Source organism: Streptomyces sp. NPDC052043, from assembly GCF_044548235.1.
Lineage (GTDB): Bacteria > Actinomycetota > Actinomycetes > Streptomycetales > Streptomycetaceae > Streptomyces.
This window is the reverse complement of record NZ_JBIUBT010000008.1, coordinates 192961-218042: the sequence shown is the minus strand read 5'-3', so window position 1 is coordinate 218042 and position 25082 is coordinate 192961. Positions and strand designations below refer to the sequence as shown.

General features: G+C 72.8%; 21 protein-coding genes and 2 pseudogenes. 11 read left to right on the top strand and 12 right to left on the bottom strand.

Annotated features, from left to right (window positions below):
* Positions 1-12 precede the first annotated feature (12 nt).
* A complete protein-coding gene (locus ACIHCX_RS21505; protein ID WP_400032051.1) occupies positions 13-702 on the bottom strand; it encodes a hypothetical protein in 690 nt (229 codons plus the stop codon).
* A 182-nt stretch (positions 703-884) separates the two neighbouring features.
* On the opposite strand from ACIHCX_RS21505, the gene ACIHCX_RS21500 reads away from it, so the two are divergent.
* The gene (locus tag ACIHCX_RS21500) at positions 885-1637 is read left to right on the top strand and encodes an SseB family protein (RefSeq protein ID WP_400031726.1); all 753 of its coding nucleotides are present in this window, start codon (positions 885-887) and stop codon (positions 1635-1637) included.
* Between the two features lie 48 nt (positions 1638-1685).
* Here ACIHCX_RS21500 and ACIHCX_RS21495 read toward each other — a convergent pair whose 3' ends face one another.
* Entirely contained in the window at positions 1686-2054 is a 369-nt protein-coding gene (locus tag ACIHCX_RS21495) for a DUF1844 domain-containing protein (RefSeq protein ID WP_400031724.1), read from the bottom strand.
* 400 nt (positions 2055-2454) lie between these two features.
* On the opposite strand from ACIHCX_RS21495, the pseudogene infC reads away from it, so the two are divergent.
* The 7 genes and pseudogenes from infC to pheT all read left to right on the top strand — a co-directional run bounded on the left by infC (position 2455) and on the right by pheT (position 10004).
* Positions 2455-3118 (top strand): annotated as a pseudogene (gene infC, locus ACIHCX_RS21490) (translation initiation factor IF-3).
* A 112-nt stretch (positions 3119-3230) separates the two neighbouring features.
* Entirely contained in the window at positions 3231-3425 is a 195-nt protein-coding gene (gene rpmI / locus ACIHCX_RS21485; protein ID WP_007829094.1) for a 50S ribosomal protein L35, read from the top strand.
* Between the two features lie 111 nt (positions 3426-3536).
* Complete coding sequence (gene rplT / locus ACIHCX_RS21480) at positions 3537-3920, top strand: 50S ribosomal protein L20 (RefSeq protein WP_006141703.1); 384 nt, start codon at positions 3537-3539, stop codon at positions 3918-3920.
* A gap of 182 nt (positions 3921-4102) precedes the next feature.
* The gene (locus ACIHCX_RS21475; RefSeq protein WP_400031722.1) at positions 4103-4966 is read left to right on the top strand and encodes a TrmH family RNA methyltransferase; all 864 of its coding nucleotides are present in this window, start codon (positions 4103-4105) and stop codon (positions 4964-4966) included.
* Positions 4967-5016: 50 nt separating this feature from the next.
* A complete protein-coding gene (locus tag ACIHCX_RS21470; protein ID WP_400031720.1) occupies positions 5017-6171 on the top strand; it encodes an ATP-binding protein in 1155 nt (384 codons plus the stop codon).
* A gap of 159 nt (positions 6172-6330) precedes the next feature.
* A complete protein-coding gene (gene pheS / locus ACIHCX_RS21465) occupies positions 6331-7452 on the top strand; it encodes a phenylalanine--tRNA ligase subunit alpha (RefSeq protein ID WP_400031718.1) in 1122 nt (373 codons plus the stop codon).
* Positions 7452-10004: a phenylalanine--tRNA ligase subunit beta gene (pheT, locus tag ACIHCX_RS21460; protein ID WP_400031716.1), complete on the top strand. Its 2553-nt coding sequence runs from the start codon at positions 7452-7454 to the stop codon at positions 10002-10004. The genes pheS and pheT overlap by 1 nt, the downstream gene beginning before the upstream one ends.
* Positions 10005-10203: 199 nt before the next feature.
* Here the strand turns inward: pheT and ACIHCX_RS21455 are convergent, their stop codons facing one another.
* A complete protein-coding gene (locus ACIHCX_RS21455) occupies positions 10204-11076 on the bottom strand; it encodes a 3-hydroxybutyryl-CoA dehydrogenase (protein ID WP_400031714.1) in 873 nt (290 codons plus the stop codon).
* A gap of 171 nt (positions 11077-11247) precedes the next feature.
* Between ACIHCX_RS21455 and ACIHCX_RS21450 the strand changes: the two are divergent.
* Positions 11248-12488: pseudogene (locus ACIHCX_RS21450) on the top strand (glycoside hydrolase family 10 protein).
* A 1-nt stretch (position 12489) separates the two neighbouring features.
* Here ACIHCX_RS21450 and ACIHCX_RS21445 read toward each other — a convergent pair.
* A complete protein-coding gene (locus ACIHCX_RS21445; RefSeq protein ID WP_400031712.1) occupies positions 12490-12690 on the bottom strand; it encodes a DUF1918 domain-containing protein in 201 nt (66 codons plus the stop codon).
* 124 nt (positions 12691-12814) lie between these two features.
* Entirely contained in the window at positions 12815-13729 is a 915-nt protein-coding gene (locus ACIHCX_RS21440; protein WP_400031710.1) for a DMT family transporter, read from the bottom strand.
* Between ACIHCX_RS21440 and ACIHCX_RS21435 the strand changes: the two genes are divergently transcribed.
* Positions 13728-15203 (top strand): PLP-dependent aminotransferase family protein, encoded by a 1476-nt coding sequence (locus ACIHCX_RS21435; protein ID WP_400031708.1) that lies wholly within the window; start codon positions 13728-13730, stop codon positions 15201-15203. The two genes, ACIHCX_RS21440 and ACIHCX_RS21435, sit on opposite strands and share 2 nt — an antisense overlap.
* Before the next feature lie 178 nt (positions 15204-15381).
* Positions 15382-15975: a histidine phosphatase family protein gene (locus tag ACIHCX_RS21430; RefSeq protein ID WP_400031706.1), complete on the top strand. Its 594-nt coding sequence runs from the start codon at positions 15382-15384 to the stop codon at positions 15973-15975.
* Here ACIHCX_RS21430 and ACIHCX_RS21425 read toward each other — a convergent pair.
* The 7 genes from ACIHCX_RS21425 to ACIHCX_RS21395 all read right to left on the bottom strand — a co-directional run bounded on the left by ACIHCX_RS21425 (position 15957) and on the right by ACIHCX_RS21395 (position 24862).
* A complete protein-coding gene (locus tag ACIHCX_RS21425) occupies positions 15957-16424 on the bottom strand; it encodes a DUF6314 family protein (protein ID WP_400031704.1) in 468 nt (155 codons plus the stop codon). The genes ACIHCX_RS21430 and ACIHCX_RS21425 overlap by 19 nt on opposite strands.
* Before the next feature lie 123 nt (positions 16425-16547).
* Entirely contained in the window at positions 16548-19241 is a 2694-nt protein-coding gene (locus tag ACIHCX_RS21420; protein ID WP_400031702.1) for an alpha-mannosidase, read from the bottom strand.
* A gap of 79 nt (positions 19242-19320) precedes the next feature.
* On the bottom strand, positions 19321-20553 hold the full coding sequence (locus ACIHCX_RS21415) for a CehA/McbA family metallohydrolase (protein ID WP_400031700.1): 1233 nt from the start codon (positions 20551-20553) through the stop codon (positions 19321-19323).
* The gene (locus ACIHCX_RS21410; protein ID WP_400031698.1) at positions 20550-21650 is read right to left on the bottom strand and encodes an ABC transporter ATP-binding protein; all 1101 of its coding nucleotides are present in this window, start codon (positions 21648-21650) and stop codon (positions 20550-20552) included. The genes ACIHCX_RS21415 and ACIHCX_RS21410 overlap by 4 nt, the downstream gene beginning before the upstream one ends.
* Complete coding sequence (locus tag ACIHCX_RS21405; RefSeq protein WP_400031696.1) at positions 21650-22528, bottom strand: carbohydrate ABC transporter permease; 879 nt, start codon at positions 22526-22528, stop codon at positions 21650-21652. The genes ACIHCX_RS21410 and ACIHCX_RS21405 overlap by 1 nt, the downstream gene beginning before the upstream one ends.
* The gene (locus ACIHCX_RS21400) at positions 22525-23508 is read right to left on the bottom strand and encodes a carbohydrate ABC transporter permease (protein WP_400031694.1); all 984 of its coding nucleotides are present in this window, start codon (positions 23506-23508) and stop codon (positions 22525-22527) included. Before ACIHCX_RS21400 ends, ACIHCX_RS21405 begins: the two co-directional genes overlap by 4 nt.
* Positions 23486-24862: an extracellular solute-binding protein gene (locus ACIHCX_RS21395; RefSeq protein ID WP_400031692.1), complete on the bottom strand. Its 1377-nt coding sequence runs from the start codon at positions 24860-24862 to the stop codon at positions 23486-23488. The genes ACIHCX_RS21400 and ACIHCX_RS21395 overlap by 23 nt, the downstream gene beginning before the upstream one ends.
* Between the last annotated feature and the right edge of the window lie 220 nt (positions 24863-25082).

Genomic DNA, 25082 nt, shown 5'->3' with positions numbered 1-25082 from the left:
GGGATCACGCCCTCAACGGCCGTACGCCGACACCGCCGACCGTGCCGCCTCCTCCACCAGGGCGATGCCCTGCTCCTTCGTCGGGTTGCCGCTGGACAGGGCGGCCACCAGGTAGTCGTCGCCGCCGGCCGTCACCCGCCCGATGCTGTTGACGACCCACAGACCGGTCGCGTCGCGCGGCATCCAGCCGTTCTTCAGGGCCCACCCGGAGCCGTCGGCGGCGGCCGACACGCCCCAGTCCTGGCCCGGGACGATCCGCCCCATGAGCCCCTGAAGGTACGTCCGCGAGGCCCCGCCCAGCTCCGAGCGGGCGCCGAACACCTGCTCCAGCAGCACCAGCTGATCGGCGGCCGTGGTACGGGTCAGACCCCACAGGGGACCGTCGCCGCCGGTCGTCTCCGTGAGTCCGAACCGCTCGTTCGCCGCGTCCAGCCCGTCGGCGCCGCCGATGACCCGCCACAACGCGGTCGCCGAGTCGTTGTCGCTGTGCTCGATCATCGCGGCGGCGCACGTCCTCTCCCGCGTGGTCAGCCGCCGCCCCGCGTCCTGCGCCCGCAGCAGCAGCGCCGCCAGGATGTCGACCTTGACGATGCTCGCCGTGTCGAACACCGCGTCGCCGTACCCGGCGCTCGCCCCCGAGCCGAGACGGCGGACCGCCACCGCCACGGTCGCGTCGCCGCTCACCGTCACCGGCCCCGGCATCGGTCCTCCGCTCGCCGTCTCCACCGCCCGCCTCCCCGCTCGCGGCCCGTGCTCCCGCCGCCTCCGCGCCCGCAGCCCGTCCGCCGCCGACGATACGGGGCCGAACGTCCCGCGGGAGGAGGGTCGGACGGGGGCCGGGGGACCCTGAGGAAACGGGCACGGTCCCGGATAGGGTCGGCACCGTGGCGAAGAAGAACATTCCCGACTCCGGCTTCTCCGACGACGACGGATCCGTCGACCCCGGGCTGAGCGCGGCGCTCGCCGCCTGGGCCGAGGACCGCACCGCCGTGGGACCCGTCCTCGAGGCGCTCAGGAGCGCACGGCTGCTCGTGCCCGTGGTGGCCGTCCTCGGCGAGGTGGAGGAGGACGAGAACGGGCTGCGCCGGGAGAAGACCAGCGAGATGGCCGTGCCCACCCTGAAGGCGGGGCACCGCACCGCGCTGCCCGCCTTCACCTCCACCGACTCCCTGGCCCGCTGGGACCCGGCCGCCCGGCCCGTGGCCGTACGGCTGCACCAGGTCCTGGAGGCCGCCGCGCACGAGAAGGCGGACACGGTGGTGCTGGACTTGGCCGGACCGGTGCCGTTCGAGCTGACCGGACCCGCGCTGCTCGCCCTCGCCGAGGGCCGTACGACGACCGACCCGCTGGCCGACCCGGCCGTCGTCACCGCGGTGCGCGAGGCCGTCGCCGCGGAGCCCGCGGTGCTGCGCGCCCACCTCGGGCGGGGACAGGCCGACGGAACCCTGGCGCTGGTGCTCGACCCGTCCGTCCCCACCGCCCCGGCCGAGGCCGCCCGCGCCGTCGCCGAGCGGCTCGCCGCCAGCGAGACACTGAGGGCCCGCCTGGTGCGCGGCCTCGACCTGGCACTGCTGCCGGCCGGGGCGACGCCGCCGGGCGAGCCCTTGTACGTGAAGGAGCGGGGATCGGCCGCGTGACGCGGCGGTGATCCGCCGCGTCGGGAAACGGGGATCGGCGGGAGCGGCTCAGCCGTAGATCGGCCCGGTGTACTTCTCGCCCGGGCCCTGACCCGGCTCGTCCGCGACGACCGAGGCCTCGCGGAAGGCCAGCTGCAGCGACTTCAGGCCGTCGCGCAGCGGCGCCGCGTGGAAGGAACTGATCTCGGTGGCGCTCGCGTCCAGCAGTCCGGCGAGCGCGCTCACCAGCTTGCGCGCCTCGTCCAGGTCCTTGTACGTGTCGCCCTCCTCGGTCAGACCGAGCTTCACGGCGGCGGCGCTCATCAGGTTGACGGCGACCGTCACGATCACCTCGACCGCCGGGACCTCCGCGATGTCGCGGGTCATGGCGTCGAAGTCGGGCTGCTCGTCGGTACCGGAGGGGGAGGTCTCACTCATGCCCCACACGATAGGCGCAGAACGGGGAGCTCCCGTAGTCAGCCGTGGTGGGCGGTCGTCGGCCGCGGTCCGCCCGAATTAGCTCTTCCCACCCGATGCTGCTAGCCTTGTGTGACGACCGGCTGGACGTGTATGCACAGGGCAGTAGCCAAGGCATACGGGCCCGGCCCACAAGTGGAGGCTTCGAACTCCCACCTGACCGCCCTCCGGGGCGGCGGGTCACCGGTCAGACGGATCCGCCCCAGCGGCGGCGATCCGTCCGATAGTGCGCCCCGCGACCATCGCGGCGGTCGCTCCGGTAGTTCGAGGAGCCCCGCCTGTGATCGTCCGGGGCATTTTTCGTGCTTCGGCGCGGTTAGGTCTGTCGAACACAGAGTACGCGGCCGTCCGCCAGACCGCCGTGTGGTGCTAACCGAGGAGGATCCATCAGCGCCGAGCCCCGCATCAACGACCGGATTCGCGTTCCCGAGGTGCGACTTGTCGGTCCCAGTGGCGAGCAGGTCGGCATCGTGCCGCTTGCGAAGGCACTGGAGCTTGCGCAGGAGTACGACCTGGACCTGGTCGAGGTCGCGGCGAACGCCCGCCCGCCCGTGTGCAAGCTCATGGACTACGGGAAGTTCAAGTACGAGTCGGCCATGAAGGCCCGTGAGGCGCGCAAGAACCAGGCGCACACGGTCATCAAGGAGATGAAGCTCCGGCCGAAGATCGACCCGCACGACTACGACACCAAGAAGGGTCACGTCGTCCGGTTCCTCAAGCAGGGCGACAAGGTCAAGATCACGATCATGTTCCGTGGTCGCGAGCAGTCCCGGCCCGAGCTGGGCTACCGGCTGCTCCAGCGGCTCGCGGAGGACGTCCAGGACCTCGGCTTCGTGGAGTCGAACCCGAAGCAGGACGGCCGCAACATGATCATGGTTCTCGGTCCGCACAAGAAGAAGACCGAGGCGATGGCCGAGGCCCGCCAGGCGCAGGAGGCCCGCAAGGCCGACGCGAAGGCCAACCCGGGCCGCTCGCAGAACGCCGCGGACGCCGAGGCGCCGGCCGAGGAGCACGCCGAGGCGTGACCCCCCCGGGACCCCCGTCCCAGGATGTAAACCGACAAAAGAGCGACGCTCCACCGTGCCCGGTTCTCGCGACCGGGCATCGGAGCGCCACCGACGAGGAGAGAACGGCGCTATGCCGAAGAACAAGTCGCACAGCGGTGCCAGCAAGCGCTTCAAGGTCACCGGCTCCGGCAAGGTGCTCCGTGAGCGCGCCGGCAAGCGCCACCTGCTCGAGCACAAGTCGTCCCGTCTGACGCGTCGCCTCACCGGTAACGCCGAGATGGCCCCGGGCGACGCCAAGAAGATCAAGAAGCTTCTCGGCAAGTGACGCGGCGGCGCGTGATCGTCCGATCCCCGCGCGCCGTACGCCAGGACCGGGACCCAATCGTTTCCGGGCCGTGTGAGGACAACCACGGCCCCGCTACAAGGAGTTAATCAAGTGGCACGCGTCAAGCGGGCAGTCAACGCCCACAAGAAGCGCCGGGCGATCCTCGAGCAGGCCTCCGGCTACCGCGGTCAGCGCTCGCGCCTGTACCGCAAGGCCAAGGAGCAGGTCACCCACTCGCTGGTCTACAACTACAACGACCGCAAGAAGCGCAAGGGTGACTTCCGCCAGCTGTGGATCCAGCGCATCAACGCCGCTGCCCGCGCCAACGGCATCACCTACAACCGCTTCATCCAGGGTCTGAAGGCCGCGAACGTCGAGGTCGACCGCAAGATCCTGGCCGAGCTGGCCGTCAACGACGCCAACGCGTTCGCCGCGCTCGTCGAGGTCGCGCAGAAGGCCCTGCCGAGCGACGTCAACGCGCCCAAGGCAGCGTGACCCCGCGCCGGCCGAGCCGGCGCGATCCTACGGACCCGTGGGCTCTGCCTGCGGGTCCGTCGTATGTGCGCCGCGCGGTGCCCGAGGCGCGTTCGGTACCGCCCGGAACCCCGGCCGACCGCTGTGGACCCACGGCCGGCCGCCCTCGCGGCGGAACGTTCCTACCGAAGGTGAAGTTCTCCATGCCCCCCGCCACCCCTGACCTGATCTCCCCCCGCTCGCCCCGCGTCTCGGCAGCGCGGCGGCTGGCCAAGCGGAACTTCCGGGGCAAGGAGCGGCTGTTCCTCGCGGAGGGGCCGCAGGCCGTGCGGGAGGCGGCGGCGCACCGGGCCGGCGAGACGCCCACCCTCGTGGAACTGTTCGCCACCGTCGAGGCCGCCGAGCGGTACGCCGACATCGTGGGGGAGGCCCGCGTCGCGGGGGCCCGGATCCACCTCGCCGCCGACGACGTCATCGCCGACATCTCCACCACCGTCACCCCGCAGGGACTCGTCGGCGTCTGCCGTTTCCTCGACACCCCCTTCGAGGACGTCGTCGCGGCCCGCCCGAAGCTCGTCGCCGTCCTCGCCCACGTCCGCGACCCCGGCAACGCCGGCACCGTCCTGCGCTGCGCCGACGCCGCCGGAGCCGAGGCGGTCGTCCTCACGGACGCCTCCGTCGACCTGTACAACCCCAAGGCCGTCCGTGCCTCCGTCGGCTCCCTGTTCCACCTGCCCGTGGCCGTCGGCGTCCCCGTCGAGCGGGCGGTTGCCGCGCTCCGGGACACCGGGGTGCGCATCCTCGCCGCCGACGGCGCGGGCCGGCACGACCTGGACGACGAACTCGACCAGGGCACCATGGGCGGCCCCACCGCCTGGGTGTTCGGCAACGAGGCCTGGGGCCTGCCGGAGGAGACCCGCGCCCTCGCCGACGCCGTCGTCCGCGTCCCCATCCACGGAAAGGCCGAGAGCCTGAACCTCGCGACCGCCGCCGCCGTATGTCTGTACGCGTCGGCCCGAGCACAGCGCGGCTCCGGAGGATGCCGTTCCGCCGCCCGTACCCAGTAGGGTGACCAGCCCGGGGGCCTGCTGCACCGGCTGAGAGGTGGGGTGAGGGGATGAGTGTCGGCACCGATCGCGTGCCCGGAGCGCGGGGCGCGCGACGACCACCCGCGCCCAGGCCGGACGAGACCGCCGCACTCGGCGTCGACCCCGACGACCTGCCCGACGGCCTGGTGATCGCCGACGAACGCGGGCGGATCATCTGCTTCAACGCCGCCGCCGCCCGGATCAGCGCTCTACCCGCCGAGCAGGCCCTGGGGCAGTCCCTGGAGAAGGCCCTGCCGCTGGAGGACCTGGAGGGGCGCCGCTGGTGGCAGCTGACCGACCCCTACGGCGGGCTGGCCATCCGGGTGGGCCAGCCCGAGCGCAACCTCCTGCTGCCCGGCGGCCGGGAGGTCCTCGTCTCCGCGAAGTACGTGCGCAGCCACCCCACCGGGCCGGTCCGCCGCCTCGTCGTCTCCCTTCGCGACACCGAGGCCCGCCGCCGCACCGAGCGCAGCCATGCCGAGCTGATCGCCACCGTCGCGCACGAACTGCGCTCGCCGCTCACCTCCGTCAAGGGCTTCACGGCGACCCTGCTCGCCAAGTGGGAGCGGTTCACCGACGACCAGAAGCGGCTGATGCTGGAGACCGTCGACGCCGACGCCGACCGGGTCACCCGGCTCATCGCTGAACTGCTCGACATATCCCGCATCGACTCCGGCCGGCTGGAGGTGCGCCGCCAGCCCGTCGACATGGGCGCCGCGGTCGGGCGGCACGTCCAGGCGTACGTCGCCGCCGGGCAGCCCGCCGACCGGTTCCTGGTGCGCGTCGAGCAGCCGCTGCCCGAGCTGTGGGCCGACCCCGACAAGATCGACCAGGTGCTGAGCAACCTCGTGGAAAATGCCGTGCGCCACGGCGAGGGATCCGTCACCATTGACGTCACACCGGCGCCGTCCCCACGGGAAGGGGAAGCCGCCGGCACCATCGAGAACACCGCCACGTCGGTCACGGTGAGCGACGAGGGACCCGGCATCCCGGAGGAGTCCATGAACCGCGTCTTCACCCGCTTCTGGCGGGGCAGCAAGCGCGGCGGCACCGGCCTCGGGCTCTACATCGTCAAGGGCATCGTCGAGGCGCACGGCGGCTCCATCACGGTCGGCCGCGCCCGCAGCGGCGGAGCGGAGATCCGATTTACCCTGCCCGTGGGCACCCCGGCACACCTGCTCTGAGCACCCGCCGAGGACCCACGGGCGCATTCGCTTTCCCCGGCCCCCGTTAGACTCGGCCTTTGGCACCTTTGTGTCCCGAAAACCGAGACGATCTGTCCGCGAGTCGGTGCAAGTCGGTGACGGGGACCTCCAGCCAGCCAATCGGAAGCACGGGAAGAGATGTCGGCACCCAATAAGTCGTACGACCCTGTCGAGGTCGAGGCGTTGAAACCGGAAGAGATCGAGCGCATGCGGGACGAGGCGCTCGCCGCCTTCGCCGCCGCGGACTCCCTCGACGCGCTCCACGAGGCCAAGGTCGCCCAGACCGGCCCCGCCTCGCCGCTGGCCCTCGCCAACCGCGAGATCGGCGCCCTGCCGCCGCACGCCAAGGCCGACGCCGGCAAGCGGGTCGGCATGGCCCGCGGCGCGGTGAACAAGGCCCTCGCCGCCCGCCAGGCCGAGCTCGAGGCGGAGCGGGACGCCCGCGTGCTGGTCGAGGAGGACGTCGACGTCACGCTGCCGTACGCTCGCGTGCCGGCCGGCGCCCGCCACCCGCTGACCACGCTCTCGGAGCGCATCGAGGACGTCTTCGTGGCCATGGGCTACGAGGTCGCCGAGGGCCCCGAGGCCGAGGCCGAGTGGTTCAACTTCGACGCCCTGAACATCGGCCCGGACCACCCGGCCCGTGGCGAGGCCGACACCTTCTTCGTGCAGGGCCCCGAAGGCGGCAGCGAGTCCGGTGTCGTCCTGCGCACCCACACCTCGCCGGTGCAGATCCGCTCCCTGCTCGAGCGCGACCTGCCGGTCTACGTGATCTGCCCCGGCCGCGTGTACCGCACCGACGAGCTGGACGCCACCCACACGCCCGTCTTCCACCAGGTCGAGCTGCTCGCCGTGGACGAGGGCCTGACCATGGCCGACCTCAAGGGCACCCTGGACCACATGGTGCAGTCCCTGTTCGGCGAGGGCATGAAGACCCGGCTGCGGCCGAACTTCTTCCCCTTCACCGAGCCGTCCGCCGAGATGGACATGGTGTGCTACGTCTGCCGCGGCGAGTCCGTCGGCAACCCCGACCGGCCCTGCCGCACCTGCTCCTCCGAGGGCTGGATCGAACTCGGTGGCTGCGGCATGGTCAACCCGCGGGTGCTCACCGCCTGCGGCGTCGACCCGGAGAAGTACAGCGGCTTCGCCTTCGGGTTCGGCATCGAGCGGATGCTGATGTTCCGCCACAACGTCGAAGACATGCGAGACATGGTCGAGGGTGACGTCCGGTTCACCCGGCCGTTCGGGATGGAGATCTGATGCGGATCCCGCTTTCTTGGCTGCGGGAGTACGTCGACCTGCCGGCGACGGAGACCGGGCGCGACGTCCAGGCCAAGCTCATTTCGGCCGGCCTCGAGGTCGAGACCGTCGAACAGCTCGGCGCCGACCTCAAGGGGCCGCTCGTCGTCGGCCAGGTGCTGACCATCGAGGAGCTGGAGGGCTTCAAGAAGCCGATCCGCTTCTGCACCGTCGACGTCGGCCGGGCCAACGGCACCGGCGAGCCGCAGGAGATCGTCTGCGGCGCCCGCAACTTCGCGGTCGGCGACAAGGTCGTCGTGGTCCTCCCGGGCGCCGTGCTGCCCGGCGGCTTCGCGATCAGCGCCCGCAAGACGTACGGCAAGACCTCCCACGGCATGATCTGCTCCAGCGACGAGCTGGGCATGGGCGACGACGGCACCAAGGGCATCATCGTGCTGCCGCCCGAGACCGAGGTCGGCAAGGACGCCATCGAGCTGCTGGAGCTGGTCGACGAGGTCCTCGACATCGCCGTCACCGCCAACCGCGGCGACTGCCTGTCCCTGCGCGGTGTCGCCCGCGAGACCGCCATCGCCTACGGCCTGCCGCTGCGCGATCCGGCGCTGCTCGACGTGCCGGCGCCGAACGCGTTCGGCTACGCCGTGCGGATCGACGAGCCGCACGGCTGCGACCGCTTCACCGCGCGCACCGTCTCCGGCCTCGACCCCGAGGCGCGCTCCCCGATCTGGCTCCAGCGCCGTCTCCAGAAGGCCGGGATGCGCCCGGTCTCGCTCGCCGTCGACATCACCAACTACGTGATGCTGGAGCTCGGCCAGCCGCTGCACGCCTACGACCGCAAGCTGGTCCAGGGCACGATCGGCGTGCGCCGGGCCGAGGAGGGCGAGAAGTTCACCACCCTCGACGGCGTCAAGCGCACGCTGCACGCCGAGGACCTGGTGATCACCGACGAGCGCGGCCCCATCGGCCTCGCCGGCGTGATGGGCGGCGCCAACACCGAGATCGCGGATCACGCGGACACCGAGAACGCGACCACCGAGGTCGTCATCGAGGCCGCGCACTTCGACCAGGTCTCCATCGCGCGCACCGCCCGCCGCCACAAGCTGTCCTCGGAGGCCTCCCGCCGCTTCGAGCGGGGTGTCGACCCGCAGGCCGCCTCCGCCGCGGCCCAGCGCACGGTGGACCTGCTGGTCCTGCTCGCGGGCGGCACGGCCGACGCCGGTGTCACGGAGGTCGCCGCACCCGCGGTCGCGCGCACGATCACCGTGCCGGCCGACCACCCGGACAAGGTCGCGGGTGTCGTCTACGGCCGGGAGACCGTCGTCCGCAGGCTGCAGCAGATCGGCTGCCGGGTGGAGGGGCAGGACGAGCTGACCGTCTCCGTCCCGTCCTGGCGGCCCGACCTGACGGACCCCAACGACCTGGCCGAAGAGGTCATCCGCCTGGAGGGCTACGAGAACCTGCCCTCCACGCTGCCCAGGCTCCCCTCACGCCGCGGCCTCACCCACCGCCAGCGGCTGCACCGCCGGGTCGGCCGCGCGCTGGCCGGCGCGGGCTACGTCGAGGCGCCGACCTACCCGTTCGTCGGCGAGCAGGTCTTCGACCAACTCGGCCTGGAGCCCGACGACCCCGCGCGCCGCGTGGTCCGGCTGGTCAACCCGCTCAGCGACGAGGAGCCCGCGCTGCGCACCACGCTGCTGCCGGGCCTGCTCGGCGCGCTGCGCCGCAACGACGGCCGCGGCAGCCACGACCTCGCCCTGTTCGAGACCGGTCTGGTGTTCCTTCCCCAAGCTCTCGGCTCCGCTCGAGCAGGGGAGACCCCATTGCGCTCGGAGCAGCGGGCCGCCGCCCAGCCGCCCGTCGACCGGCGTCCCACCGACGAGGAGCTCGCCGCGCTGAACGCCTCGCTGCCCGAGCAGCCGCGCCATGCGGCCGTGGTCCTCGCGGGCGCCCGTGAGCAGACCGGCTGGTGGGGCAAGGGCCGCCCGGCGGACTGGGCCGACGCGGTCGAGGCCGCGCGGACCGTGGCCCGCGAGACCGGAGCCGAACTGATCGTCCGCAAGGGCCAGTACGGGCCGTGGCACCCGGGCCGCTGCGCCGAGTTCGCGGTCGCCGTGGACGGCGCCGAGCAGGTCGTGGGCCACGCGGGCGAACTGCACCCGCGGGTGGTCAAGGCGCTCGGCCTGCCCGAGCGGACCTGCGCCATGGAGCTGAACCTGGACGTGCTGGAGGAGGCCGGCGACGACACCCCGCGGGCACCGGGCATCTCCACCTTCCCGGTCGCCACGCAGGACGTCGCCCTCGTCGTGGACAAGCCGGTCCCGGCTGCCGAGGTCGAGGCCGCGCTGCGCGAGGGCGCCGGTGAACTCCTGGAGTCCATCCGGCTGTTCGACCTCTACGAGAACGCCGAGCAGCTCGGCGAGGGCCGCAAGTCCCTCGCCTACGCGCTGCGCTTCCGTGCGCCGGACCGCACGCTGACCGTGGACGAGGCGTCCGCGGCCCGCGACGCGGCGGTGGCGCTGGCCGCGGAGCGCACGGGGGCGGAGTTGCGCAGCTAGGGCTGCACCTCTCAGTGAGGTGCGGGGGACTGCGAGTCCGTCGTCGGCCGCGGGTGGTCGGTGGTCGGTCGCGCAGTTCCCCGCGCCCCTTTTTGGCCGGCCGGGGTCGACAAGGGACTCCGCCGGCCCATCAGGGTGGTGAACGACGCGGGCCCGGCACCCTTTCGGTGCCGGGCCCGCTGTCCGTCGTGCTTCGTGGTCAGGCGTAGGTGTAGAAGCCGGAGCCGGACTTCCGGCCGAGCCGGCCGGCGTCCACCATGCGCTGCAGCAGCGGGGGCGCGGCGTACAGCGGCTCCTTGTACTCCTCGTACATCGAATGGGCGACCGAGGCCACCGTGTCCAGGCCGATCAGGTCGGACAGCCTCAGCGGGCCCATCGGGTGGGCGCAGCCCAGCTCCATGCCGTTGTCGATGTCCTCGCGGCTGGCGATGCCCGACTCGAACATCCGGATCGCCGAGAGCAGGTAGGGGATCAGCAGCGCGTTCACCACGAAGCCCGAGCGGTCCTGGGCGCGGATGGCGTGCTTGCCGAGCACCTTCTCGGTGAACAGCTGCGCCCGGCTCAGCGTGCCCTCGGAGGTGGTGAGCGCCGGGATCAGCTCGACCAGCTGCTGCACCGGGGCGGGGTTGAAGAAGTGGATGCCGATCACGTGGTCGGGCCGCGCGGTGGCGACCGCCAGCCTCACCAGCGGGATGGAGGAGGTGTTGGAGGCCAGGATCGCGTCCGGTCGGGTCACCACCTGGTCCAGGACCTGGAAGATCTCGGTCTTGACCTGCTCGTTCTCCACCACGGCCTCGATCACCAGGTCGCGGTCGGCGAACTCGCCGAGGTCGGTGGTGAAGCTCAGCCGGGCCTGCGTGGCGTCCCGCTCGTCCTCGCTGATCTTGCCGCGCTCGGCCGCCTTGGCCAGGGAGTTGAACAGCCGGGTACGGCCTATCTCCAGGGCCTCGCCGGTGGTCTCGGCGACCTTCACCTCCAGGCCGGCCCGGGCGCACACCTCGGCGATGCCCGCACCCATCTGGCCGCAGCCCACCACTCCGACGCGTGCAATGTCTCCCGAAATGCCGGTCACATCGTCCCTTTCGCAGTTCCTACGGCTGTGGCAGGCGGCCCCTTGTGCGGTGCCTGCTCCGATCGTGCACGTTACCCCCGTGGTGGCCGTGTTCGGTCGCCCGGGTCGTGCATGCTGGCCCCTGGAACGATCCGTGACCGTGCGGATCCACGGCGTACGGGGAGTGCCCTGATGGCCCGAGTGACACGACGGTCGTTCACCGTGGCGGCGCTGTCGACGCTGGCGATGACCGGCGACGCGGCCACCGCGGGCGGCACCGGTACGGACCGGCGGGGCCGCGCCGCGGTCACCGGCATGCGCGGCATGTGGCTGGCGACCGTGCGCAACCGCGACTGGCCCTCGCGCACCGGGCTGAGCGCCGCCCGGCAGCGCGGCGAGCTGACCGCCCTGCTCGACGTGGCGGTGCGCCGCCGGCTCAACACGGTGATCCTCCAGGTGCGGCCGGCGGCCGACGCGCTGTGGCCCTCACCCCACGAGCCCTGGTCGCAGTACCTCACCGGCACGCAGGGCAGGGACCCCGGCTGGGATCCGCTGGGCACGGCCGTGGCGGAGGCGCACGCCCGTGGACTGCGGCTGCACGCCTGGTTCAACCCGTACCGGGTCGCCCTGCACCACGACCCGGCCCGGCTGGCCGCCTCCCATCCGGCCCGCAGGAACCCCCACTGGGTGGTCCGCCACGGCGGGGGCCTGTACTACAACCCCGGTCTGCCCGAGGTTCGGGCCTTCGTGCAGCGGGCGATGCTCGACGCGGTGTCCCGGTACCCGGTGGACGGCGTCCACTTCGACGACTACTTCTACCCCTATCCGGTCGCCGGCCAGAGCTTCGACGACGACGTCGCCTACCACCGGTACGGCGGCGCCTTCGCGAGCCGGGCCGACTGGCGGCGCGACAACATCGACCGGCTGGTCCGCGAGACGGCCGCGGCCGTCGAGGCCACCCGCCCCGGCACCCGGTTCGGGATCAGCCCCTTCGGGGTGTGGCGCAACGCCTCGGCCGACCCGCGCGGCTCTCACACCCGGGCGGGCGTGCAGACGTACGACGACCTGTACGCGGACACGCGCAAGTGGGTCACGGAGGGCTGGATCGACTACGTCGTCCCGCAGCTGTACTGGGCCATCGACTCACCACCGCCGACTACGCCGCCCTGCTGCCCTGGTGGGCCGAGGCGGCACGGGGCAGCCGCACACGGCTGTACGTGGGGGAGGCGCTCTACAAGGCCGGCGACCCCGCGCAGGGCGCCGCCTGGAAGGACCCGGACGAGCTGTCCCGCCACCTCACCCTGGCGGCCGCGCACCCGGAGGTGGGCGGGCACGTCTTCTTCGCCGCGAAGGAGGTCGCGGCCGACCCGGCCGGGGCGATGGCGCGGGTCGTCGCCGACCACTACCGGCGGCCGGCGCGACCCCCGCGCTGACTCAGTGGTGCTCGTGTTCCTTCTTGTGGCGGACCTGGCAGTCGGGGCCCGGTGACATCACGGCCTCGTGCCCGTCCGGGAAGCGGACGCGGTACGGCGGGTTGCCCTCCGCGCCCATGACCTCGACGATTTCGCTGACGTGGTCGTGCTGACCGACCACCCTGCCGTGCTGGACGAGCTGGTCGCCCACGGTTGCGCGCATCTGCGGGGCCTCCTCACCATGTGCGGGAGCAGCGGTCCTCGACTTCCGAGTCTACGGTGCGGAGCGCGGCCGAACCGGTGAGCGGCCGGGCCGGTGTGCGGTCGGCACCGGTTGTGAGCGCCGGTCAGCCGCGCGCCCGCTGGGTGACGGCGATGCAGACGAGCACGGCTACGGCCGTCACAGGGGCGGCCGCGGTGAGGTGCTCGCCGAGCAGCAGCACCGACCACACCAGTGTGAGCAGGGGTTGGGCGAGCTGCAACTGGCTGGCCTTGGGGATGCCGACGGCCGCCATGCCCCGGTACCAGACGACCAGCCCGAGGAACTGCGAGCCCGCCGCGACCCAGAGCAGCCCGGCCACGCTGTGGACGCCCAGCCGCACGGGCTCGTGCGCCAGCGCCAGCGCGGCCGCGGGCACGGCGAGCGGCAGGCACAGCACCAGCGCCCAGCCGATGACCTGCCAGCCCGGCATGACGCGGGCCAGTCGGCCGCCCTCGGTGTAGCCGGCGGCGCACACCAGCAGGGCGCCGAACAGGTAGCCGTCGGCGGTGGTCAGCGCACCGCCGCTCTGCTGCACGGTGAAGGCCACCACGGCCGCCGCGCCCGCCAGCGCCGCCGCCCAGAACGTGCGCGAGGGACGGATGCCGAAGCGCAGCGCGGAGAGCAGCGCCGTGGTGAGCGGCAGCAGGCCCACGACGACGGCGGCGTGCGCGGTGGTGGAGGTCTCCAGGGCGAGCGTGGTGAGCAGCGGGAAGCCGAGGACCACCCCCGCGGCCACGACCGCGAGGCCGGGCCAGTGCCGGCGCGCGGGCGGCGGTACGCGCAGCGCCAGCAGGCAGCCGCCCGCGAGGACGGCGGCGAGCACACTGCGCACGGCCACCAGGGACCAGGGCCCGAAGCCCTCCAGGCCCCAGGCGGTGGCCGGGAAGGTGAGGGAGAAGGCGACCACGCCGAGGGCCGCCTGAAGGGTGCCGGCGCGCGTGCGGGCCGGGGTGTCCACCGCTATCGGTGTCGCGGCGGTAGCGCTACTCTGTGCTCTCATGCAACAGCGTAGCAGTGTGGGTGAACTCGCAGAACGGCTGCGAACGGAACTGGACCGCTACCCACCTGGTGGAAAGCTCCCGTCGAGCCGGGTCCTGGTCGAGCGGTACCGGGTCAGTCCGGTGACCGTCTCCCGGGCCCTGGCGCAACTGGCGGCCGAGGGCCTGGTGGTCACCCGTCCCGGCGCCGGCGCCTTCCGAGCGGCGGCGCGTGAGGCGGCCGCTCCCGCCGGCGACACCTCCTGGCAGGAGGTCGCGCTGAGCGCGGACGGCGCCGCCGACCTCGTACCGCGCACGGTGGACGCCTCCGGCGTCACGGTCTCGCTGGCCGGCCCGCCGCCGGGCGTGATCGAGTTCAACGGGGGTTATCTGCACCCCTCGTTGCAGCCCGAGCGGGCCATGGCCGCCGCGCTGTCCCGGGCCGGCCGCCGTCCCGGGGCCTGGGGGCGGCCGCCGCTGGAGGGGCTGCCGGAGCTGCGCGAGTGGTTCGCGCGGGACATCGGCGGACCGGGCGGAACGGTCACCGCCGCCGAGGTCCTGATCGCCGCGGGCGGCCAGTCCGCGCTGACCACCGCCCTGCGTGCCCTGGCCCCGCCCGGCGCGCCGGTGCTGGTCGAGTCGCCGACCTATCCCGGCATGCTGGCCATCGCCCGCTCCTCCGGGCTGCGGCCCGTGCCGGTGCCCGTCGACGCGGACGGGGTGCGACCGGACCTCCTCGCCGACGCGTTCCGGGCCACCGGCGCCCGCGTGTTCGTCTGCCAGCCCCTGTTCCAGAACCCCACCGGCGCCGTCCTCGCCCCCGACCGGCGCGCCCGGGTGCTGCGCACGGCCCGCGAGGCCGGTGCCTTCGTCGTCGAGGACGACTTCGTGCGGCGGCTCGCGCACGAGGACGCCGGCGTCCTGCCGCCGCCACTCGTCGCCGACGACCCGGACGGCGTCGTGGTGCACGTCGGCTCGCTGACCAAGGCCACCTCGCCCAGCTTCCGGGTGAGCGCGCTGGTCGCGCGCGGCCCCGTGCTGGAACGGCTGCGGGCCATCCAGGTCGTCGACACGTTCTTCGTGCCGCGGCCGTTGCAGGAGGCCGCCCTGGAACTGGTCGGCTCACCCGCCTGGCCGCGTCATCTGCGCGCGCTCGCCGCGGAGTTGAGAAGCCGCCGGGACGCCCTGACCACCGCGCTGCGGCGGCACCTTCCCGACCTCGCCCTGCCGCACGTCCCGTCCGGCGGCTACCACCTGTGGGCGCGCCTGCCCGACGGCACCGGGGGCGCCTCCCAGCCCTTCGGCTCCGGGGGAGAGGCCGCCCTGACCGCCGCCGCCCTGCGCGCGGGTGTCGCGATCACCCCGGGCCGCCCGTACTTCAGCGCCGAACCCCCGGCCGCCCACGTGCGGTTGAGCTTCGCCGCGGTCGGCGGCACGGCGGAGATCGCCGAGGGCGTGCGCCGGCTGCGGACGGCCTGCGCGGAGGCGCTGCCCTGACATCCGGCCGGGGGAGCCGACCGGAGCCGGGCCGGGAGAACGACCGACACCACCGACCCGGTCGAGAGGCTCGACCCCCGGCCGCCGGAGCGCCCCGAGCACGGGAAGGGAACTTGTCGGGGCTCGTTTTCCAGTGCCACCCCTTGACCCGCCCACTGCCCGGGATCACGATCTGCGCATGGCACACCGGGTCACGTTCGTCGCCGCGGCGCGCAGCTCCGCGTTGCTCGCCGAGCGCTTCGAGGACGACCAGCAGCTCGACCGGGCGGGCTGGGAGGAGATGCAGCGCGTCGCCGGCGATCTGCTGCCGCTGGCCGCCGCCGAGCTGCGCTACTGCTCGCCGACCCCGCGCAGCCGCGCCACCGGGGACGCCCTCGGCTACGCCCCGCTCGCCCAGTTGGCCCTGCGCGACTGCGACATGGGCCGCTGGCGGGGGCTCACGCTCGGCGAGGCGATGGCGCGCGAGCCCGCGGTCGTGGACGCCTGGCTCGCCGATCCGCGCGGCACCCCGCACGGCGGCGAGTCGCTGCTGTCCTTCGTCACGCGCGTGGGCGCCTGGCTCGACACCCGGCCCGTCGAGGACGGCGGCCGTATCGTCGCCGTCGCCGAACCCTCCGTGATCCGCGCCGCTGTCGTCTACGTGCTGAAGGCGCCCCCCGCGACATACTGGAACATTGACGTCCGCCCCCTGTCCACGACCGCCGTCACCGGACACGCCGGCCGCTGGAGCCTCTGTCTGGACGGCGTGCCCGCTCAGCCGTCGCGTGTGTAGTCCGTGGTCAGCACGAGGTCCTTCGCGGGGCCGCCCACGCGCCACACCGTGCGCCAGTGCCCGGCGTCCTGGACGGTGAACTCGCCCCGGTAGAGGTCGGCGGCGCACGGGTGGTCGGTCAGGTGCTTCCCGGACCGCAGGTCCAGGTCGTGGAAGGGCCGCCCGTCCGCGAACCGCACCTGCGCCGTCCCCGGTACGCTCCGGGGCAGAAAGCGCAGCGTCCGCTCGGCCGGCCGCGCGATGCCCTGCCAGAGGAACCGGCCGGACTCCCGGTGCAGCAGGCCGCCGCCGTCCAGGGGGTGGAAGACCGTCCTGCCGCGGAACTCCCCGACCTCACCGCTCGCCAGATCCCGCACCGAGCGCCGGACCAGCCAGCTCCCGGTCAGGTACCCCAGTACGTCCGGCACCGGCCAGAACTCGCCCGGCACCCACCGCTCGTCGTCTCCCACGCCGTCCACGGTACGTCCTGTGGCATCCGCCGGGTGCCGGCCGCACATCGGGCTTCGCGGTCCCGCCGGGTCGTCGCCGGCCACCGTGTCCGGGCTGCCCCGACCGCACCGGAAGAGCGGCCGTCAGCGGCCCAGCTGGAGCGTGGCGATCTCCCAGGCGCGCAGCGGCAGTCGTACCCTCCCCTCCCGCACGGGCAGTTCCTCGCCGGCCCGGCCCAGCAGGTCGACGCGTCGGGCGCGGGTGAACCCGCCGTCGACGAGTGCCTCGGTGGCCACGCCGCCCTCGGCGACGACCCGCACCTCGGTCCACTCGCCCCGCTCGCGCACGCTGGTCAGGACCACACCGGTGCCGCCGACGGACAGACCATGCACCGGTTCGGGCAGCGGCGCCGAGCGGGCGGCCGTGCCCGGAACCGCCAGCAGGCCGTGCCGGAACTCGTCCGCCGCCCGCAGCACCGTGTCCGCCGCCTCCTCCCAGGCGCCGGAGTACGGCAGCAGGGCCAGCGAGACCGAGCGGCGGCCCCGGCTCTGCGCGCCCGGCGTCGGCAGCTGGGGGCCGGCCGGCTCGTCGCGCAGCACGTGCCGGTTGCGGGAGAGCTGCCCGACACCGCGCAGCAGGGTAAGCGCCAGTTCGCGTCCGTCGTCGACCAGTTCGTACTCGCTGTACTCGGTGAGCAGGACGGCGAGTCCGCCCGCCACCACGAACCCCGCGGCCGGGAAGGTCGGCAACGGCGCCTCACCGCCTCCGCCCTCCGCCGTCGGTCCGCGCTCGACCACGGCGAACTGGCCCTCGGCGAAGGACGACCGGGCCGGGGACGGCAGCGGCAGGTGCAGCCGCAGCCGGTGGTCGTCGCAGCGGTTGTCGAACTCGACGTCGACGCGGGCGTACGGCTCGGCCGCGCGCAGTTCGACGCGCATCGTGACGGCGACCGGCTCGGTGCGCTGCGACCGGCCGTGCACCGCGAAGTCCCCGGCGGCCGGCCAGGAGTAGCGCCGCTCGACCTCGAGCACCGCGCGCAGCGGCCCGGCCGCGCCGCGGGTGACCCGTACCGTCTCCGGTTCGGTGACCAGCAGATCGGCGGCGGGAGGGGCGTAGTTGTACGTGTCGCCCAGGTCGCCGCCGTCGACCAGGGCGCCGAGGCCCGCGGTGACGGTGCCGTCCGGGCCCCGCAGGCCGAAGGTGCCGTCACCGGCCACCTCGATCCGCACCAGGCCGTTGTCCAGCACCCGGCCGTCCGACCGCACGTCGTACGCCGGCGGTTCGGCGCCGACGGGCGAGCCCTCGTCGGCCGGGCGTACGGCCGCGTAGCCGAGTGGGGGCACCTGAGCCCACACCGGCACCGTCGCGCCGGGCGGGGTGACGATGCGCACCCGCAGTCTCCGCTCGAGCCAGTCGGCGCCCAGCGCCTCGCGGACCTCGGCCACGTCGAAGGCGGCCGACGGGTGCCGGGCCACCTCGAAGGTGAGCGTCGAGCCGTCGTCGCTCAGCGACCAGGAGGCGATGTGCCGCCCGTACAGCTCGGTTCCGTGGACGCGGGCGAGGGCGACCGGCGCCGGGACGTCGGTGTCGTCCGCGAGGACCCGCACGCCCGGCCGGTCCACCTCGGCGAACACGACACCGGAGCGCGGCCACGGAGACGGGTTGAAGACCAGCAGCGCCTCCCGGGGGACGGCCACGGCGCGGCGCCGCCCGATGAGGTCGCAGACCGCCTGGCCAAGCTGCTCGGCCTCGGCCATCCGCGCCCCTACCTGTACGGCGGTCTCGTCGCAGCCGCAGCCGGTGACCGAGTCGTGGCCGCTGACAGCGATCAGGCGCTGCCAGGCCATGTCGAGGAAACGCTGCTCGCCGCCGTCGCCGTACAGCGCCGCCATCGGCTCGGCGTACCGCTCCACGCGGCGCTCGGCGCGGCTCATCGCCCGCTTCAGGTGAGGGCGTACGGAGTGGACGCCCGGCAGGATGTTCGCGCGGGCGTGCGAGCGGAGTTCGCCGTGCAGCACCGGCAGCCCGTCCGTGGCCGGAGGCAGCCCCTCGAAGAACTCGGTGAGCGTGGCCAGCCCGACGGTGACGCCGGTCGCGCGGCCCGCCCGCGCCAGCAGATCCGGGGCGTCGCTCTCCGGCGCGCTGTGGTCCGAGCCGTACATGCCGAGCAGCGGGCCGCTCCCGGGCAGTGCCCAGGCGGACATCCGGTGGTGCAGTTCACGCAGCCTCCCGGCCACCGCGTCGCGGTCGGCGAGCAGGCCCGCCGCGTTGCCGTACCCGCCGGCGGCCAGGTAGCGGGTGCGGACCGCCGTGCCGTCGGGTGCGGTCCAGGCGAAGGTGTCGGTCGTGACCGCGCTGGGCACACCGCGGAAGACGCAGGCGTGGTCCAGGCCCGCGCCGCGCAGGATCTGCGGCATCTGCGCGATGTGGCCGAACATGTCCGGGAGGTAGCCGACGGGCATGGTGCCGCCCAGCTCGCCGGAGCGGCGGATACCGCGTTCGAGGTTGCGGACGATCTGTTCGCCGGAGCAGAGGAACTCGTCCATCAGGATGTCCCACGGGCCGATGGCCAGCCGCCCGGCCCTCACCAGCGACACCACGCGCTCGCGGGCCTCGGGACGCACCTCCAGGTAGTCGTCCACGGCGGCCAGCTGCCCGTCCAGGGTGAACCGGTGGCGCGGGTCGCCCTCCATCCGGTCCAGCAGTTCGTCCAGCAGGGCGACGAGTTGCAGGCGGAAGCGCTGGAAGGGCAGGTACCACTCCCGGTCCCAGTGGGTGTGGGGAACGACGACGAGCTCACGGTCGTGGGCGTCGTGGTCGTGAGCGCTGTCGTTCACGGGCGCGCCTCCCCTGTGGTCTTGAGACGGTCACGTACGGGGCGGGTGGAGCCGACCGGTGCGTTCGCCACCCGGATGTTCACTGGCACAGCGCGATCACCTCGTTCTCGTGGCTTTCCAGACGGTGCGGGCCCGCGTCGGCCGGCAGGGTCGTACGGTCCCCGTGGACGACCCGGCGCCGCCCGTCCGGGCGGACCAGTACCGTGCCGTCGGCCCCCAGCGCGACGCATCGGTCCCCCTGCCGCAGCAGGAGCGGGGCGTCGGGTCCGGCGCTGACCGCGGTGCGGCCGGCGGCCAGCGCGGCGAGCAGGGCGTCGGGGCTGTCGTCCTCGGCCAGCAGCCAGGTGGTGGGGGCACCGGGCAGGTGGTCGTCGCCCTTGCGGTGGAAGTCGCTGCCGCCGACGGCGATGACGTCCGGTCGCCAGGCGCCCGACCACGACAGCGGTGCGCCCCAGCGCCGGTCGAACCAGCCGGAGTGCCAGATCTCCGCGTGCCGGGGGCGGTCGGCGATCAGCAGCCGCCACGCGCAGTCGCCGCCCAGCGGGTGGTTGACGGACATGATGCCGCCCCTGCCGCGGGCGTGCGCGTGCCAGGAGTCGGCCCCCTCGCGGAAGTCCACCCACCCGACGTCGCCGAACACGTTGGCGTGGCCCTCGTCGCGGGTGACCTCCTGGCCGGGCAGCAGGGTGATGCCGTAACGGGCGCCGGCGCCCGCCAGTTCGGGGTGGTGGCTGACGGTGTTGTGGTCGGTGACCGCGAGGAAGTCCAGGCCGCGGTCGGCGGCCAGAAACGCCAGTTCGGGGACGGTGAGCGCGCCGTCGCTGTGCACGGTGTGGCTGTGGAGGTCGCCCGCGTACCAGTGCAGCCCGTCGACCGAGGGGATGTCGCGCCGCCGGCGTGCGGCGGGACGCCGAGCCAGGTCCGGCTCCGGTGCGGCCGGCGGGGCGGGCGGTGCCGGGCGGGCGGTCGCGGTGGTCACCCGCACCTCGTGGTCGAGGCCGTCCGGCGGGATGCGGTGCAGCCGCAGCAGCACCCGCCAGACACCGGGTTCCAGTTCGCCCGGAAGGTAGCCGGGCGTCGCCCAGTCGGCCGCGATCGTGTACGTCGTCCGGGCGCCGCCCGACCAGCCGCGGAAGCCGTCCGCTCCCAGGCAGCCCAGGTCGAGGACGCCCGCCGACCGGTCGTAGGACAGCTCGACGGTGACGGCCGCGGTACCGGGAGCCACCTCGAACGGCAGCTCCCGCAGCGTCGCGTCCAGCCGGTCCTGCAACGACCAGCGACCGCGGTGGACCGTGGTGGTGCGGGCGCTCACGCGGCGGCCCCGGCCGGGGTGCCGGTGCCGATGAGGTCGCCGTCCCGGTAGAGCAGCATCCGGTCCTGGCGGGGCACGGCGTAGCCCCGGTCGCCCGTCACGAGGACGGTGTCCTCGTCGACGACCACCTGGACGAAGCCCGCCTCGCCGCTCAGCGTGACCAGTTGTGCGCTGCCGAGGTTCTCCACGACGGTGACCTCGCCCGACAGCGCCTGCTTCACCGGCTCGGCGGAGTAGGACAGGTACTCCGGCCGGACGCCGAGGACGAGCTTCTCGCCGTCGGTCAGCGCCCGGGCGTACGCGGCGGGCACGGGCAGCACGTCGTTCCCGATCGCCAGGTGCTCGCCCGAGGACGACACCGCCGCGTCCAGCAGGTTCATCGGGGTGGAGCCGATGAACGAGGCCACGAAGGTGTTGGCGGGGCGGTGGAACACCTCCTTCGGGGTGCCCAGCTGACGGATCCGGCCGCCCTCCATCACCGCGATCCGGTCGGCCAGGGCCAGTGCCTCGGCCTGGTCGTGGGTGACGAACACGGTCGTGACGCCGAGTTCACGCTGCAGCCGCTTGAGGAACGTGCGGGCCTCCAGGCGCATCCGCGCGTCCAGGTTCGACAGCGGCTCGTCGAAGAGGAACACCTGCGGGTGACAGGCCATCGCCCGGGCGAGCGCCACGCGCTGCTGCTGGCCGCCGGACAACTGGCCGGGGCGGCGCCCCAGATAGTCGGACAGGCCCAGTTCGGCGGCGGTCCCGGCGGCCTTCTGGGCACGCTCGGCGGAGGGCACCTTCTTGATGCGCAGGGGGTAGGCGATGTTGTCGGTGACCGTCATGTGCGGGAAGAGCGCGTAGTCCTGGAACACCATCGCCACATCGCGCCGCCCCGGCGGCAGGGCCGTCACGTCGCGGTCGCCGATGCGGATCGAGCCGCCGCTGGATGCCTCCAGACCGGCGACGGTGCGCAGCAGGGTCGTCTTGCCGCAGCCGGACGGGCCGAGCAGTGCGAAGAACTCCCCGTCCTCGACCGTCAGGTCGATGGCGTCCAGGGCCCGGACGCCCCCGGGGTAGATCTTCACGAGCTCGGTCATGGTGATGGGTGCCATCAGCGCTTGATCCCTCCGTGGAACCGGAATCCGTACCGGGAACTGACGAACAGGAACATCAGGACCACCGGCAGTGAGTACAGCAGGGAGAAGGTGGAGATGAGCGCGAGGTTCGGTTGTCCTCCCTCGGTGTAGAGCGTGTACATCACCACGGCGGCCGGGGACTTCTCCGGCGTGCGCAGCAGCAGGAACGGCACCAGGAAGTTGCCCCACACCTGGGCCACCGCCCACACCGCGATCGTCGCGAGGCCCGGCCGCACCACCGGCACCACGATGTGCCGCACGATCTGCAGGGGGGAGGCGCCGAAGACACGGGCCGACTCCTCGTACGACGCCGGCGTGCCGTCCATGAAGTCCTTCAGGATGAAGATCGCGCCGGGCAGCATGCCACCGGTCATCACCAGCACCACGCCCAGTTGGGAGTCGATGAGGTGCAGCTCGAACGCCAGGTTGAACAGGGGCACCATGGCCGCCGTGCCCGTCACGATGGAGGACAGCAGCAGCAGGACGTACAGCAGGACGTCCCGGCCCGGCAGCCGCACCCGGCTCAGCGCGTACGAGGCGAGCGCCGACAGCACCAGGGTCAGGGCGCCCGCGCCGGCCGCCAGGACGACGGAGTTGCCCAGTGACCGCAGCGCGTACGGGTTGTCCGCGAGGACGCGGAAGTTGCGCAGGGTGAAGTCCGGCAGCGAGGCCGTGACGCTGGGCGTGGCGTCGAACGGCGCGGACGCCAGCCACAGCAGCGGCAGCGCGAAGAACGCGATCACCAGACAGACGAAGGTGTAGTGCCCGACGGTGCGCACGGTGCGCCGCACCCGCTCCAGGCCGGCCTCGTGCGACGCGTCGGCGGCGGCGGACCCGGCGAGGGGGGCGGTCATGCGGTGCCGTCCTTCCGCTGCCGGAGGATCCGTAGGTAGAACAGCGCGATGACCAGGTTGAACAGCAGCATCAGGACCGAGATCGCCGCACCGAAGCCGAGCTCGCCGTTGTTCAGGGCCAGTTTGTAGATGAACACCGGCATGATCGCGGTCCTGTCCTCGGGTCCGCCCGCGGTGAGCAGGAACGGGGTGAAGTCGTTGAACGTCCACAGGCTGATCAGCAGCAGGTTGGTCAGGATGTGCCCCTTGATCCGGGGCAGGACCACGTCCCGCAGCTGCTGCAGGCCGGACGCCCCGGCCAGCCGTGCCGTCTCCAGGTGCGAGGGCGGCACGTTCCCGATCGCGGCCGCGTAGAGCATCATCGAGAAGGCGGCACCCCGCCAGATGTTGAAGACGACGATCGACGCCATCGGGTACTGCAGCAGCCAGGCGGTGCCCGGCGTGTGCAGCAGGGCGTTCAGTGAGCCGCTGTCCCGGTCGAGCAGCGCGATCCACAGGAAGGTCACCACCGAGCCGGGCAGCACCCAGGCCAGGAGCATCAGAGCCTCGACGAGGCGGCGCAGCGCGCCGCGCCGCTCGCGCATCACCCAGGCGACGGCGAAGCCGAGGAGCGACTGGCCGACAATGGCCGAGCCGAGGACGAACTGCACGGTCAGCCAGAGGGAGTTGCCGAACCGGTCGTCGTTCACCGCGTTCGTGAAGTTGTCCAGGCCCACGAACTTCGGGTGTGCCGCGGCGAGGCCGGTGAGCCGGTAGTCGGTCAGCCCCAGGTAGATGGTCCAGATCGCCGGGAAGAGCAGAAACGCCGCGATCAGCAGGAGCGCCGGGACGAGGAACGCCGTGGCGCGGGCCCGGCCCAGGCCGGCGGCGTCGCCGCCGGCCCGGACCCGGGCGGACGCGCGGAGCGGTGCCGCGTGCCCGTTCGCGTCCTGCGCGTCCGCCTCTTCGGTGCGGAGCTCAGGACCTGATGTTGTCGGCACCGCCCACGGCCCCTTCCAGCTTCTTCGCGTACTCCTCGGCCGCGGCCTGCGGGCTCGTGCCGCCGACCACCGCCGCGGTGGCCTCCTGCAGCAGCGTCGAGACCTGCGTGTACTGCGCCAGCGGCGGACGGAAGCTGGTGAGGGGCAGCACGTCCGCGGCGACGAAGGACAGCATCGGGTCCTTCGTCAGCACCTCGTTGTTGACGTCGGTGCGGGCGGTGATCTGGGCCTGGCCGGCCAGCTTCGACTTGACGGCTTCGGCGGAGTTCAGGAACTTCATCAGTTCGAAGGCGAGCTCGGGGTTCTTGGACCTGGGGTTGAGCGTCTGCACGCTGCCGCCCGAGTAGGAGACGAAGTCCTGGCCGTTGACTCCCCTGCCCGGTGCCATCGCCGGGATCTTGGCGTAGCCGACGACCGCGTCGCGGTTCTTCATCGGTGCGACGCCCCCGTCGGGGTTGACGACACCGCGCCAGAAGTAGTCGCCCTCCATCAGGATGCCGATCCTGCCCTGGGCGAACCGCTCGAAGGACTTGTCGCGGCCCTGCGCCTCCTGCTGGAGGAGCGGGTCGCCGAGCTTCTCGGAGTAGATCTTCCGGTAGACGCCGAGGGCGTCCTTCATTCCCTGGGTGGCGCCCGTCCACTTGCCGTCGGCCCAGATCGGCTCGCCGGTGCCCGCCAGCACCGGCAGGAAGCCCTGCATGGTGGTGGCCTCGCCCATCGCCGTGCCGGCGTTGAGCTGGATCGGGGTGACGCCGCTGACCGACTTCAGTTTCTCGCCGGCCCGGATGATGTCGTCCCAGCCGGTCGGCTGCCAGGTCTCGGGCAGGCCCGCCTTCTTGAACAGGTCCTTGTTGTAGAAGAGCACCCGGCCGTCGGTGCCGTTGGGGATGCCGTAGCGCTTGTCCTGGAAGGCGGCCAGCTGCTGCACGGAATCCGGAATCTGCTTCCAGCCGTCCCAGGCGCCGCTGTCCTTGACAACGTTATCGATGGGCTTGACGTATCCCGCCTGCGCGAACTCCCCGACCCAGATGCCGTCGATGTCGAACACGTCGGGCCCGGAGCCGGACTGGAGGTCGAGGGCCAGCTTGGTCTTGTACTGCTCGTCGTCCACGCCGCTGGGCTGGAACGTGACCTTCACGTCGACGCCCTTGGCCTTCTCGGCCTTGACGAAGTTCGGGATGGCCCACTTCTGGAGCCAGTCCGCCTGGGGGCCGTTCTTGCCGCCGGAGATGGCGTTGGTCGCGATCTTCAGGGTCGCGCCCGATCCGCCGTCGTCCCCTGAGCCGCCGCACGCGCCGGCGAGAAGCGTCAGGGAGACCGCTGCGGCGAGCGCCGTTCCACGTCTGGTCAGCATGGGCATGTCATACCCTTCGTCGGCTGGTGCTGCCTCGGTGAGTGCCCCTGGAGGCTCGCACGCTCCGGAGCGGGTCGTGAAGACCTGATGTCTTAACGTCTGCGTAACGCATCAGAGGCGTGCGCGACTCCCCTCAGTGGCCGGACGGCCCCGTCATCGCCTGCGACGAACCCGGCAGGATTGCATAAACGTGCAGCGAAACGTATAGTCATGCCATCGA